The sequence below is a fragment of the Microbulbifer maximicatervae (SeqCode) genome (genome assembly GCF_052467505.1).
The window spans coordinates 1211661-1225336 of the sequence record NZ_CP174313.1; the positions used below are offsets into that span (position 1 = coordinate 1211661).

Below are 13676 nucleotides of genomic sequence, written 5' to 3' on the forward strand. Positions count from 1 at the left end.
ATGACTATTCATTTGCTATGGCAAATGCGCTGTATTTCAACGGCTTACTGGGGGTGGATAGGTGGTTCTTATTCCCGGAAATAGATTTTGTGAATGGCAGGAGGGACTTCCATTTGACTATTGATTTTGCGCTATAGAACCGCCACCATACACGCCGTTCAAACACTTGTTTGACCAGAACACCGTATCCGTTCGCGACGTGAATTATCAGTCGCGGCTGTTAAAAAGCATATTTGAGACGGGATTTCCATGAAAGTTCTTGTAGCTGTGAAACGCGTTGTTGACTACAACGTCAAGGTTCGCCCCAAGGCGGACGGCTCTGACGTTGATACAGCCAACGTCAAAATGTCTATCAACCCCTTCTGCGAAATCGCAGTAGAAGAGGCGGTGCGCTTGAAGGAAAAAGGCGTTGTCAGCGAGATAGTCGCCGTTTCCATGGGCTCCAAGCAATGCCAAGAGCAAATCCGCACTGCACTGGCCCTGGGTGCCGACCGCGGTATCCTGGTTGAGACCGATGCTGAGCTGCAGCCTCTGGCAGTAGCCAAATGCCTGAAAGCGATTGTTGAGAAAGAAGAGCCTCAAATGGTAATTCTGGGCAAGCAGTCCATCGATGGCGATAACAACCAGACCGGCCAGATGCTGGGTGCTTTGACTGGCATGGGGCAGGGTACCTTCGCCTCTGAAGTTGCCGTAGAAGGCGACGCTGTTAAGGTAACTCGTGAAATTGACGGCGGCCTGCAGACTGTTGAACTGAAACTGCCTGCCATTGTTACTACTGACCTGCGCCTGAATGAGCCGCGTTACGCCTCCCTGCCTAACATCATGAAGGCAAAGCGTAAGCCTCTCGATACCACGACCCCGGATGAGCTGGGCGTTGATATTACTCCCCGCACCAAAACCCTGAAAGTTGAGCCGCCGGCTGAGCGTCAAGCAGGCATTAAGGTTGCTGACGTTGCTGAACTGGTAGAGAAACTGAAAAACGAGGCGAAGGTAATCTGATGAGCATTCTGGTTATTGCTGAACACGACAACGCCGAACTGAAGGGCGCTACGCTCAACACCATCGCTGCTGCCAAGGCTATTGGTGGTGATGTTGCTGTATTGGTTGCTGGATCTGGCTGCGGCCCTGTAGCGGAGGCTGCTGCTAAAGCTGAAGGCGTTTCCAAGGTACTGCTGGCAGATAATGCTGCTTACGAGCACCAGTTGGCTGAGAACGTTGCCAAGTTGGTAGCGGACCTGGGTAAAGACTACGGTCATATCCTGGCTCCAGCCACTACTACCGGTAAGAACATGCTGCCACGCGCTGCTGCGCTGCTGGATGTTCAGCCGATTTCCGACATCGTCGCTGTTGAAAGTGCAGATACTTTCAAACGCCCGATTTATGCGGGTAACGTCATTGCCACTGTACAGAGCTCCGATGCCATCAAGGTAATCTCTGTACGTACCACTGCCTTTGACGCCGTGGCAGCTGAAGGTGGAAGTGCAGCGGTTGAGTCTGTAGATATCGCGGATGACGCTGGTGTTTCCTCTTTTGTCGGCGAAGAGCTGGCTGTATCCGATCGTCCTGAGCTGACCGCTGCGAGCGTAGTCATTTCTGGTGGCCGCGGCATGCAGAATGGCGAAAACTTCGAAATGCTGTACAAGCTGGCCGACAAACTGGGCGCTGCAGTTGGTGCCTCCCGTGCTGCTGTGGATGCAGGCTTCGTACCTAACGATATGCAGGTTGGCCAAACCGGTAAGATCGTTGCTCCTGACCTGTATATTGCCGTTGGTATCTCTGGCGCAATCCAGCATTTGGCAGGTATGAAAGACTCCAAAGTTATCGTAGCCATCAATAAAGATGAAGAAGCACCGATCTTCTCCGTTGCTGACTACGGTCTGGTAGCTGACCTGTTTGAAGCTGTACCAGAGCTTGAAACAAAGCTGTAATGTCCGATTGCTATACTAGCGGGCATTGAAAAAGGCGGCGTCATGCCGCCTTTTTTCGTTTTTTGGTGACAACCTGCGGAACTAGTGTGCAATTTAAGGGACGAAATGAGGGTTTGTGGCGTTTAACTTGAAAGAGCGTTGCCTTTCCCGGGCTGAGGCAAGAAAATAGGCGTCAAAAACCAATAACCTCAGAAAGTTGAACTTGTATGTGGGTATGTTCATGTCCCCTCTAGCGCGAGCCGTTGGCTCAATTGGCAATAAGTTTGCCCAGGGCGAGTCGAGCAAAGGTCTCTCCCGTGGCACTATGGCGGCGTCAGCTATTGGCCTGTTGTGGTTGTCTGGCAATTTGTTTGCCTATGGCTCCCTATTGGTCCCAAGCGATCCTCAGGAATCCCTGCTCGCGGAGCGCAAAAGCCCGAGAGGTGCTCCTCCCCCCAGCGCTGCCAGTCTTCCCAGCACGCCGTTCTTTGGACGTGCTGAACCTAAAAAGACTACAGAAGTCCCTGAAGTCGACCTCGAAAATATTCCTCTGACTCAGCTGAATATTGTTTTATCCGGTGTTTTTGACAGCTCCAATAAAACCAAAGCCAGTGCTCTGGTGTCGGAGAAAGGTAAACCCTCCAAGCGTTTGTATGTCGGTGATCGGCTTCCAGGTGGCGCCGAACTTTATTCTGTTGAGGTTGACCATGTGGTTCTTCGTCGTAATGGCAGGATGGAAAAACTGACATACCCAGAAGTGGACGGAAGGCCAAACGTACCATTGAGAGGCGTCAGCAGTTCCAGACAGAGAACGTCAAGTTCCAGCTCCTCCAGAAGAACTGCTCAAAGAGATGAGAACCAGCAGAACATTCGGGAGAGAATGGAGCAGCTGCGTGAATTGGCCCGCGAGCGTCGTGCTCAGCGTGAGCCTAAATAAAAACTATCTACCTAGATTGTTTTGATTTTTTGAACATTTACTAGAGCCAGATAAATAATGATGAAGATGTTTTATCGACGGCTGCTTGCGGTCGGATTGAGTTTTTTTGTTTGTACTGCAACGCTGGCTCAGGGCCCGGAGCGGGTTACCCTTTCTCTCGACAATGCAGACATTCGTGATCTGATCAATTGGGCTGCTGATTTCACTGGCAAAAATATTATTGTCCACCCGAATGTTAAGGGTAAGGTCACCGTAGTTGCCGGTGACCCAATGACTCACAATGAAGCCTTTGATGTATTTATGTCGGTGCTTCAAGTCAATGGCTTTAGTTTGGTGGAACAGGGCGGAACCTGGAAAGTGGTTCCCGATGCGCTGGCCAAGCAGCAGGCGATACCTGTCGCAGATGAGGCCACTCGAGCTCCCGCGGAATCCCTGGTTGTTCGCACTATAAGGGTTGAGAACATTTCCGCTTCACAGCTGATTGCTATGTTGCGCCCGCTGATTCCGCAAACTGGGCACTTGGCTGCCTATGCTGATACCAACACTCTGATTATTGCTGACCGCGCTGCGAATATTGACCAGATTATTCGCCTGGTGAAGCAACTTGACCGCGCCGGCGCTATTGATATTGAAGTGGTGCCGTTGATGTTTGCTTCTGCGAAGGAAGTAAAGCAAGTTCTTACCGATCTACTTCAATCGAGTGGAGGCAAAGCGGGTAAGGAAGTGCAACCGCTGCGTATTTCTGTTGATGAACGCTCCAATAGTATTCTCCTGACCGGAGACCCTGTTACCCGCCAGCAGATTAAGACGGTAATAGGTCGTCTCGATGCACCGCTGGATGGCGAAGGTAACACCGCAGTTGTTTATATCCAGTATGCCAATGCAGCAGATCTGAAGCCTATCCTCGAGGGTATGAGCGGTAGTATCCAGAACACAGAGAAAGACCAGCAAGCGGCGAATATTGAAGTCAGCATTCAAGTTAACGAGTCGCTCAACGCATTGGTGTTAACTGCTCCTCCCGCCCTCCTTGAAACTATGAAGGGTGTTATTGCCAGGTTGGACGTGCGCAGAGCGCAGGTTTTGATTGAGGCAATTATTGTAGAGGTAGTTGAAGGTACAGGTAGCGAACTGGGTATTAGTTGGATTGCTGGTTCCGGCAGTAATGCTGTTGCCGGCTGGAATAACCAGTTAGGTACGGATTCCGATGGGGAGCCCAATCCATTTTCACTTCCTGTGACTGATTTGGTGGGAGCTGGCGCATTGCACCTGGGCTACCTCAGTGGCGGTGATATCCGTGCTGCGATTAATGCCGTAGCGTCAGAGAGCAATACCAATATCCTCTCTACACCAACGATTATGGCTTTGGATAATGAAGAAGCTGAGATTTTGGTGGGCCAGAACGTACCTTTTATTACCGGTGAACAGCTGCTGTCTGGTAGCAATGATGATCCGTTTACCACCATCCAGCGTGAGGATGTGGGTACCACTCTTAAAGTGATTCCCCGTGTGAATAACAACAACTCGGTAACTCTCGAGATCGAGCAAAAGGTTGAAAACGTTTTGTCTTCTGCTACGGCTGCAGCGGAAGGGGCTTCTGACATCGTTACCAGCAAGCGTGAGATCCGCACAAAAGTATTGATCGATGATGGCGCGATCCTGGTACTGGGTGGTTTGATGGAAGATCAGGTTAATGAAACCGTGTCCAAAGTGCCTCTCCTCGGTGATATTCCCGGCATTGGTCGCTTGTTCAGAAACACTGAGAAGAGTGTTAGCAAAACTAATCTGATGGTGTTCTTGCGTCCCAGAATCCTCAGTAGTCAAGTTGCTGGCTATGAGGAGACGCGCAAGCGCTACATGGATATGCAGCAGAAGCAAATATTCCTGAAAGACCGCACCAGCCTGATCTGGGATTGGCACCGCGGTGATGTACTACCTGACCTGATGCCGCCAACAGGCACCTACAACGAGAGCCCTGCGCCAGTAGATGGTTCTATAGATGGTGCTGCCATTGAATCAGTCGAAGAAGATGTGGATGTTGAGGTTGAGGTGTTGGAGGTAGAAGAAGCTAAATGACGGCTGAAACAGGAACAGGGACTCCAACAATTCGCCGCCTTCCTTACGCTTTCGCAAAGCGTCACAAGGTTCTGTTAACCGAGCAGGAAGGCAAACCCCTCTGCCAATATGTGGCGCCGCTGAGTCCATCAGCGGTTGCCGAAGTACAGCGCATCAGTGGTGCGGCTGTATCTTTGGAGGCTGTAGAGGAAGATGTTTTCCAGGGTGCTTTGCAGCGCCTGTATGAAAACAGGGAGGGTGGCAACCTCTCCGAAGTCGAAGGCCTGGGTGAAGACCTGGATCTTGCAGCGGTTGCCGATTCGCTGCCTGAGACTGAGGACTTGTTGGAACAGGAAGACGATGCGCCTATCGTCAAATTGATCAACGCAATTTTTGCCGAGTCGCTCAAGCAGGGCGCCTCGGATATTCATATTGAAACCTTTGAGAAGCGCCTCGTCGTGCGCTTCCGGGTCGATGGCGTACTTCGTGAAGTACTGCAACCCCGGCGCGCTCTGGCTCCATTGCTGGTATCCCGTATTAAAGTAATGGCAAAGCTGGATATCGCCGAGAAACGTGTGCCTCAAGATGGCCGGATCTCCCTTTTGATGGCTGGCCGAGAGGTAGATGTACGTGTCTCTACCATGCCGTCATCGGCGGGAGAGCGGGTGGTAATGCGTCTGCTGGATAAGCAAGCGGGCAAAATGGACCTGAGTAAGCTGGGGATGGCAGATCGCGACTTGCGCGTGATGACAGACCTGTTGGCACATCCCCACGGCATTATCCTGGTGACCGGACCAACGGGCTCCGGTAAAACCACCACCTTGTATGCTGGCCTCGGTAGTATCAATAACCGTGAGAAGAACATTCTGACGGTCGAGGACCCGGTGGAATACAACCTGGAAGGGGTTGGACAGACTCAGGTTAATACCAAAGCTGATATGACTTTCGCCCGGGGGCTTCGCGCGATCCTGCGTCAGGACCCGGATGTAGTGATGGTCGGTGAGATTCGAGATCTGGAGACTATGCAGATTGCAATCCAGGCGAGTTTGACCGGACACTTGGTGCTCTCAACCCTGCACACTAATACGGCTTTGGGTTCGGTAACCCGTCTGGTGGACATGGGAATTGAGCCTTTCCTGCTGTCGTCCAGCGTGATTGGTGTTCTTGCCCAGCGCCTGGTGCGAGTTCTGTGTCCTGAATGCAAGCAACCTCATGTGGCCGACAGCAGCGAGCGTGAGGTTTTGGGCGTCGGGCCTGATGAGGAAGCCATCATCTATCGACCTAATGGCTGTGAAGAGTGTAATCACAGTGGCTATGTCGGCCGTATCGGTATCTATGAATTGGTGCCGCTCAACGAAGTGATGCGCCAATTGATCCACGATCGCGCTTCAGAGAGCAAGTTGGTTGCAGAAGCCCGCAAGCTTGGCCCCAGCATCCGTGACGATGGCGTAGAGAAAGTACTGGCGGGTAGGACCTCCCTTGAGGAAGTACTACGAGTTACGCAGGAGTCCTGATTGTGGCAGCTTTTGAGTATACAGCGCTGGCAGCATCCGGCCGCAAGAGCCGCGGTACGCTCGAGGCGGATAGCGCGCGCGCTGCGCGGCAGCAGCTGCGCGCCAAAGGTATGGTGCCTCTGGAAGTCAGTGCAGCCACCGAGAAAGAAGAGAAGGGCGGTGCCAGCTTTCTATCTGGTAGCCCTGGGCTGAGTGTTAAAAACCTGGCCCTGCTAACTCGGCAGATGTCCACTTTGCTTCGAGCGGGTATTCCCCTGGAAGAAACCCTTGGAGCCATTGCCAATCAGACTCGTAACCAAAAAATCAAACGCGTGGTATTGGCTGTTCGGGGCAAAATCCTTGAAGGGCACAGTTTCGCCTTGGCCCTGAGCAGTTTTCCACGGGCATTCCCCAAACTCTATCGCGCTACGGTTGAAGCAGGGGAGCACTCTGGTCATTTGGATGCGGTGCTGGATCGCCTTGGTGACTATACGGAAGGGCAGCAGCAATTTCGGCAGAAGGTGCAGCTGGCTCTGATCTACCCAGTTGTTTTGGTATTTATCTGTGTATTGGTTGTAACCGGTTTGATGGTGTACGTGGTACCTGATGTTATCGAGGTATTTACCGGCACCGGGCAGGTTTTGCCGCTGGCTACCCGCATCCTGGTCTCCATGAGCGATTTTATTTCTGCCTGGGGCTGGCTGGTGCCGCCGGCACTTGGGGCGCTCATTTTTGGCGCTGTGATGATGCTGCGGCGCCCGGCAATTCGGTATCGTTTCCACCACCGTTTGCTGGAGCTGCCAATTATTGGCTGGATGATGCGAGGGACACAGAGTGCTCGCTATGTAGGGACCCTGGCGATTCTTACGGGCAGCAGTGTGCCGCTGGTTCAAGCCATGGGTATCGCCGGTGGAGTAATGACCAATACCTTCCTTAAAGACCGACTCGATGCGGCTCAAAAGAGCGTGCGCGAGGGCGGGAGCCTTCGTAAAGCCCTGGAAGATGTAGGCTATTTCCCACCGATGATGATCTATATGATCGCAAGTGGTGAATCTTCGGGCACTCTCGATGAAATGCTTCAGCGTGCGGCGGATTCGCAAGAACAGGATTTGCAGGGTGCGGTAACTGCCTTTGTAAGTATCTTTGAACCTCTGATGCTGCTGATAATGGCTGCCATCGTGTTGTTCATCGTTATGGCTATTATGATGCCAATTCTGAGCATGAACGAATTGGTCGTTTAATGCTCAAATTAGGTGTAGGTCAAAGAGAAATTGCGTAGCTGCTTTAGGAGGTTGGTATGAAATCCTTGCGCAACAGCGCCGGCTTTACACTGCTAGAGGCGTCGAAGATTCTTGTTGGGCTGGGAGCGGCAGTTTTGCTGGGCATGTTGCTGCTTTAGTCTGGGGAATCGTGTAATTTACTGATTTGGTGACTTTTAAATAATTGGGGTCACGAAGGGTATCGTGACCCTTGGGGTTCCCAGAGTTAGAGTGAACTAGGAGAGAAAAATGAAAACCCTACGTAAAAGTGGTGGCTTTACCCTGATTGAAATTATGGTGGTGATCGTAATTCTCGGGGTGCTTGGTGCACTAGTTGTACCTAATGTTCTTGGCAAGACCGGCGAAGCTCGAATGAAAGCGGCCAGGGTTGACCTTAAAGCTATCGAGACTGCATTAGACCTTTATCGCATGGATAACTTTGTCTACCCCAGCTCTGATCAGGGCCTGATGGCACTGGTATCCCGCCCATCCGGCTTCCCCGAAGCGAAGAACTGGACTGAGCCCTACCTGAAGAAAGCGCCAAAAGATCCCTGGGGCTATGAATATCAGTACATCAGCCCAGGCAGTGCCGGTGCCTACGACCTATTCACCCTCGGTGCCGATGGCAAAGCGGGCGGTGAGGGCGAAGCTGCTGATATCTACGTTACTGACCTGTAACACCTGAAATTTGCACTTGATGTATAGCATTGGTCGAAGCCGTGGCTTTACGCTGATCGAACTGTTGGTAGTGATTGTCATCATCGCCTCTCTGGCTGGCATGGCGACTCTATCGATGGGGAATTCCGGCGGGCGCGTGTGGCAAAAAGAAGCCCAGCGCTTGTCGGCCCTTTTGCAGTTGGTTGCGGATCGAGCCCTGATTGACAAAATGCATTACGGCGTTGTTTTTGAACAGGGCACTTATAGCGTGGTGCATTTTGAGCAAGAAACAATGACCTGGTTGCCGATAGATTCGGTTGCGTCGGGGAGGCGTGCTGCGCGTTTTGCCACCCATGAATTGCCGGAAATCGTTCGCCTTGAAGTGATAACTGAGGCGGAGCTGCCGTCGACAGAATCCACGGAATTTGCAGAAGAGACCAATGAAGATCGAGTCGTTCCGCAATTTGTTGCTCTCTCCAGTGGAGAGGTACTTCCCGTAGAAGTTGCCATGTACCTTGTTGAGAATGGCGACGACGTTCGAGGTGCGACTATTTCTTACACCAGCCTGAACGGATTGCAGCTAGAGTGGCAGGCCGATGAATTTTAAGAGAGCCCAGCGCGGTTTTACATTGGTAGAAGTCTTGATAGCCCTGGTTATTTTTGGGGTTATTGCCGCCAGTGTTCTGAAGGCAATGCAGCGCAGTGTTGGCCAGCAGCGGGTGATGGAGGATCGTCTCTCGGCAAACTGGGTTGCCCAACAAGTGCTCTCCCAAGTCCGCGTGCAAACTCCTTGGCCTCCTTTAGGGGAACAAACAGATCAGGTGGTCTTGGGGCAAAGGGAGTGGGAGGTTAGTGCCCGAGTGGAGGCCACCAGTAATGAGCGCTTGCGCCATATCATTATTGAAGTAGGCCACCTGGATGCTGAGTACCCAACTCTGACCCTGGATGCTTGGGCTGCTGAGGAGTAACTGATATGTCTTTGCGCCTTCCCAGCCAGTCGGGCTTTACCCTCATTGAAGTCCTCATAGTTTTAGTTCTTGTCGCCATTATCAGTGTCGGTTCCTTTTCACTGTTGGGACTCTTTTTTGACACCGAAGAGATGGTGGACCAGAGGGCCGAGCAGCTACGTCGCTTTTCTATGGCGATGTACCGTATTGACAATGATTTTCGCCAGGTAACTGCCCGCGCTGTTAAGAATGCCTACAGCGGTTATGAGCATGCGTTACGTGGTGATGAAGACGAGTTGGAATTTACGCGCCTTGGTGCGGCAAATCTCACCGGGGAACCTCGGGGCGAGCTATTGCGTTTGAGTTATAGCATCGGATACGCCGAGGATCTTGAGATCGACTCCCTGACCACCGGCACTGGCCGGGAGGGCGAGGACGATATAGGTGGGTTATTACTGCGCAGTCGCTGGCAGGTCTTGGATCGGTCTCCCGATTCTGCGCCCATCGCCGAGCCTCTGCTAATGGGAGTCGAAAGTTTAAGCCTTCAATACCTGGACCCAGACACTGATGCCTGGGTTGCCCAGTGGCCACCGATCAGTTCGGACGGTTCCCAAACAGAAGCGGATATACGGCTTCCGCAAGCTATTGAGTTTGTCATCGTTACCCGACAGTACGGGGAGATCCGGCGTGTCTTCCAGATACTGGCAGGGGAAGACAGAACCTCTGGCGAAGAAGAGCCTTAGGCTATGAAAGGTAGAAAAATGCCAAGCTCGCTGGCTCGTCAAAAAGGGGTGGCTCTGATTGTTGTCCTGCTGGTGATGGTGATTGCCATCGCGGCGGTATCCCACGCTATCTTGCGCGATCAGATTGCGATTTCCCGCAGCGGTGCACTGTTGGCCAACACACAGTTGGCAGAGTTTGTTGAAGCGGCTGAGGCCTGGACACGGGTAGCGCTGTTGGAGGATTTCGAGGAAGACCAGGAAGAGGAGGAAACCGCAGACCATGCCTTGGAGGCCTGGGCATTCCCAGTTCTGCAGTTCAATCCTGATAATGGCAAAATTCGCATGAATATCAAAGACTTACATTCATGTTTTAACGTGAATAATTTGTCTGATAGCAGCGATAGTGATCAATTCGAGATCTTCCAGCGCCTGGTGAATAATGTTACCGGCAAGTCTGACCTGGCCAAGTCAATTGCAGATTGGGTGGACGATGGCGATACCCCGCGAACCTCGGGGACAGAGGATGACGGCTACCTGGGAAGGGAACTTGCCCACAGAACACCGGACATGATGATCACTGATATTACTGAGTTGTCATCGGTAGTAGATATGGAATTAGAGGACTGGGAGAAACTTGTGCCTTTCCTTTGTGCCCTCCCGGAGACAGGAACCCTGGTGAATATCAACACGGCTTCTGAGGAGTTAATCGAGGCGATTGAGCCTTCCGCAAGTGTTTCCAAGTTGGTGCAACTTCGCGAGTCGGGCGGTTATATCAGTGACTCGAGTGAATATGCAGATTATGAAATCGCTAACTCGGGGCCTTTTACTTTTCAAAGCCAGCACTTTCTGGCGCGAATTGCTGTCCAACTCGGAAGCGATGGCGAATACAGGCAGTATTGGGAGTCCGCCCTGGTTCGGAATAGTACAGATGGCAAGGTTCGGGTGCGCCAGCGCCAGCGCCGGGCCTTTTCTGGTCAAATGATGCAGGAGTTGCTCGAGTACGAAAGCACTGAAGAGAGCGAATAGTTAGAAATTGTATGTTTAAAAAGAAAAGCATTAACGAGATTGAAGCCCCTACAGCGCCTCCTCAGTCGTCTCTTGTTCTGCTGCGGCTGAGCGAAACTGCTGACCTGACTCTGCGCCTGCATCAGTGGCAAGAGGTTAATTGGCAACAAGTAGCCTTGGATTCAGAATTTGCTCAGGCATTTAATCCCGAATTTGAAGTTGTCGAAGAGCAGCCTGAATTCCCTCAGCTCAACCTCCCTGAGGGAGCCAAAGCGCTACTGATGGTGCCTGGTAACTGGGTATGGAGCGGCCTCGAAACTATACCTAAGGCAGCTCGTCGCCAGGCTAGTGCTATTGGCTATATGGTTGAGGAGCATTTGGCCCAGGATGTCGAGGACTTACACTTTGCCTGCAGACCCCGCACCGGTGATCTCTGCAGCGTATACGCCATTGATGTTGAAAAAATAGAAGCGCTTCACTCCCAGTTGGAGCGGCTCCAGTGGCCGCTGGCTGCTGTAGTGCCGGAGTATGAATTACTTAGCTTGATCGAAGGTGACATTCGCCTGTGGCTGGATGGCGGCCAAGCGCATATCTGGAAAGATGCCGGGCAGGGTCTAACTGTTAATCGCGATTTTTTACAGCCTCTTCTTGGTTCGCTATTAGTTGATGAAGGTGATGAATCCGAAGGCGAAGATGATTCTGAAAGCGGCGAGCCGATCGATAACAAACAGGTAGTACTGCTGGGGGCTGGCGAGCAGGATGGGCTGCTGATTGCTGAGTTGGAATCCCAGTTTGGCGATGGCTTACAGCTGAACCAGCGCTCAGCGGAAGAAGTCTTTATTGAACGGTTCAAGCTGGGGCTGCTAACAAACTTGCTAACTGGAGATTATCAGTTATCGAGTAATAAGAGCGCTGCGGCTTGGTGGATACGCCCGGCTAAAGTTGCTGCCGCTTGTTTTGTTATCCAGCTACTGTTTTTCGTTGGTGCCGGTGCTTTTTATCAGTGGAAGGGCAACCAGTCTGAAGAGCAGGCCCGGGCGATGTTTACGGAGTTGTTCCCGAATACTCGACCGTCTGCCCAGATGCGCCGACAGCTTGAAGGTTTTCTGAAAGGCGCGGGTAATCAGGGTGGTGCTTTCTCTACCCAGATGCAGCAGTTGAGTAAAGTCTGGATTGCTCACAAAGGGGGCGCATTAAAATTGCAATCCCTTCGTTTTGATGGCCAGCGTGGAGAAATGGTGTTGCAGCTTCAGGCAGAAAACCTGTCTGATCTCGATGCATTTGTCAGCAAGCTATCTGGCGGCGGGATCAAGGCGGACCTGTTAGGTGCGAACGAGTTGAAAAAAGGCGTTTCAGGCCGTATTCGCTTACGTTAGAGCCAGCGGTTTATATAAAGCAGCCAGGCGTAAGAAGAGATTGGTGGTAGCAATATAATGAAAGAACAGATCGAACAGTGGCGTCAGAAATGGCAGGCACTTCCGCCCAATGACCAGAGAGCCTTGGGTTTGCTGAGTATATTCGGAGCCGTAATTTTTATTGTTTATGGCCTGTACTCCCCGGCAAAGGGCTTCTTTGATGAGTCCCGTTTGCGAGCGGAAGAAAATCGTGAGCTGGTTAACTGGATGGAGGGCCAGCGCCCGACGCTGGAGCGAATAAAGCCCGCAGGCGGTGGTGCTGGTAGTGCTTCAGGAACTCTTCTGCAGCGCGTTACTGGTGCGGCAAAACAAAACCAGATTGTGATTAAGCGCTTTGAGCCTGAGGGTGAAAACCGCATCCGATTGTGGATTGAAGAAGTCCGTTATCAGGATTTGCAACCCTGGTTGAATCGCCTAATGCAGGAGAAAATGGCTGTTCGCACGATTAATCTGGATGCCCTTGCGGATGAAGGTATGGTCTCCGCTCGATTGACGATCGAAGGCTAGTAACCTCCCTACTGACAGGCTCGAATATAGAACTCGAGCCTGCTTCTCCCCGGTAACCACCTCTTTAGCGCACTCTGTCATCGACGCTCCCATTCGTGCGGCCCCCTACAGAAGTCGGGCGGTTTTAGGCGGAAATGTCATCTTTAGCCCTATACTGGATTAGTAACGAGGAAAAAGGTGCCACTATGCTTTTTAAAGACATATCCACCAAGCATTTGGTAGAAGTGGCTGATATCGTCACACTTTCGAATCCCTACGAGCTGACTGTGGTAGGCCGTTATTTGTGGGGTGAAGAGATTCAGGACCCAGAAGTCTTCGATAAAACTGACTTATGCTTCCTCTCTGGTGAGCCACTTCCTAGATGCTGGCATGACAGCCGCTACCGGGATAAAGAGGTTCGCAGGCTTCGTTGCGGCACTCACGCTTCAGAGGATGGCGACTACTATCAAGGTGCTTGAATTTATAGTTTGACTAAATGGTACGATGGTCGACTAGATTTTGCCAATGACTTACCAGTTGCCCTCAAGCACTGTACAATGCGCGCCAATTTTTTAAGCGAATGCACGCATGACATTTGAGCAGTTTGAAGAGTATTCCCTGTGGTTGGGAATCGGTGCACTAATTCTATTTATGGTGTTTATTGTTTGGAACCTGGCAAAAGACTCCAAGGCTGGTAGATTTGGAACATTTATTCTGTTCCTCGCTCTGGGGCTTGGATTGCTGGGATTTCTAATAAAGACCGTTTTGGTTGAAGTACTCGGGATAGGCTAGGGAG

At 51.7% G+C, this 13676-nt stretch carries 15 protein-coding genes; all 15 read left to right on the plus strand.

Annotated features, from left to right (window positions below):
* Positions 1-249: 249 nt before the first annotated feature.
* The 15 genes from ACJJIN_RS05465 (at position 250) to ACJJIN_RS05535 (ending at position 13672) form a co-directional block, all read left to right on the plus strand.
* Positions 250-999: an electron transfer flavoprotein subunit beta/FixA family protein gene (locus ACJJIN_RS05465; protein ID WP_282932702.1), complete on the plus strand. Its 750-nt coding sequence runs from the start codon at positions 250-252 to the stop codon at positions 997-999.
* Positions 999-1928, plus strand: a complete 930-nt coding sequence (locus ACJJIN_RS05470; protein ID WP_413665691.1) for an electron transfer flavoprotein subunit alpha/FixB family protein — start codon at positions 999-1001, stop codon at positions 1926-1928. The genes ACJJIN_RS05465 and ACJJIN_RS05470 overlap by 1 nt, the downstream gene beginning before the upstream one ends.
* A gap of 220 nt (positions 1929-2148) precedes the next feature.
* Positions 2149-2844 carry a type II secretion system protein N gene (locus ACJJIN_RS05475; RefSeq protein ID WP_444897202.1) on the plus strand — a complete coding sequence of 232 codons (696 nt, stop codon included), beginning with the start codon at positions 2149-2151 and terminating at the stop codon, positions 2842-2844.
* 57 nt (positions 2845-2901) lie between these two features.
* Complete coding sequence (gene gspD, locus ACJJIN_RS05480; protein WP_444897203.1) at positions 2902-4917, plus strand: type II secretion system secretin GspD; 2016 nt, start codon at positions 2902-2904, stop codon at positions 4915-4917.
* Positions 4914-6410, plus strand: a complete 1497-nt coding sequence (gspE, locus tag ACJJIN_RS05485; RefSeq protein WP_444897204.1) for a type II secretion system ATPase GspE — start codon at positions 4914-4916, stop codon at positions 6408-6410. Before gspD ends, gspE begins: the two co-directional genes overlap by 4 nt.
* Positions 6411-6412: 2 nt before the next feature.
* Complete coding sequence (gspF, locus tag ACJJIN_RS05490) at positions 6413-7630, plus strand: type II secretion system inner membrane protein GspF (protein WP_413665695.1); 1218 nt, start codon at positions 6413-6415, stop codon at positions 7628-7630.
* 267 nt (positions 7631-7897) lie between these two features.
* The gene (gene gspG / locus ACJJIN_RS05495) at positions 7898-8326 is read left to right on the plus strand and encodes a type II secretion system major pseudopilin GspG (protein WP_282932708.1); all 429 of its coding nucleotides are present in this window, start codon (positions 7898-7900) and stop codon (positions 8324-8326) included.
* Between the two features lie 19 nt (positions 8327-8345).
* Positions 8346-8912, plus strand: a complete 567-nt coding sequence (gene gspH / locus ACJJIN_RS05500; protein ID WP_413665863.1) for a type II secretion system minor pseudopilin GspH — start codon at positions 8346-8348, stop codon at positions 8910-8912.
* Complete coding sequence (gene gspI / locus ACJJIN_RS05505; RefSeq protein WP_444897205.1) at positions 8902-9273, plus strand: type II secretion system minor pseudopilin GspI; 372 nt, start codon at positions 8902-8904, stop codon at positions 9271-9273. Before gspH ends, gspI begins: the two co-directional genes overlap by 11 nt.
* A gap of 5 nt (positions 9274-9278) precedes the next feature.
* On the plus strand, positions 9279-9995 hold the full coding sequence (locus ACJJIN_RS05510) for a type II secretion system protein GspJ (protein WP_444897206.1): 717 nt from the start codon (positions 9279-9281) through the stop codon (positions 9993-9995).
* A 3-nt stretch (positions 9996-9998) separates the two neighbouring features.
* A complete protein-coding gene (gene gspK / locus ACJJIN_RS05515) occupies positions 9999-11000 on the plus strand; it encodes a type II secretion system minor pseudopilin GspK (protein WP_444897207.1) in 1002 nt (333 codons plus the stop codon).
* 11 nt (positions 11001-11011) lie between these two features.
* Positions 11012-12355 carry a type II secretion system protein GspL gene (gspL, locus tag ACJJIN_RS05520; RefSeq protein WP_444897208.1) on the plus strand — a complete coding sequence of 448 codons (1344 nt, stop codon included), beginning with the start codon at positions 11012-11014 and terminating at the stop codon, positions 12353-12355.
* Between the two features lie 57 nt (positions 12356-12412).
* On the plus strand, positions 12413-12901 hold the full coding sequence (locus tag ACJJIN_RS05525; protein WP_444897209.1) for a type II secretion system protein M: 489 nt from the start codon (positions 12413-12415) through the stop codon (positions 12899-12901).
* Between the two features lie 185 nt (positions 12902-13086).
* Positions 13087-13359 carry an acetyltransferase gene (locus ACJJIN_RS05530; protein ID WP_282932716.1) on the plus strand — a complete coding sequence of 91 codons (273 nt, stop codon included), beginning with the start codon at positions 13087-13089 and terminating at the stop codon, positions 13357-13359.
* Between the two features lie 109 nt (positions 13360-13468).
* Positions 13469-13672, plus strand: coding sequence for a DUF2788 domain-containing protein (locus ACJJIN_RS05535; protein WP_282932717.1), 204 nt, complete (start codon positions 13469-13471; stop codon positions 13670-13672).
* Positions 13673-13676: the final 4 nt, after the last annotated feature.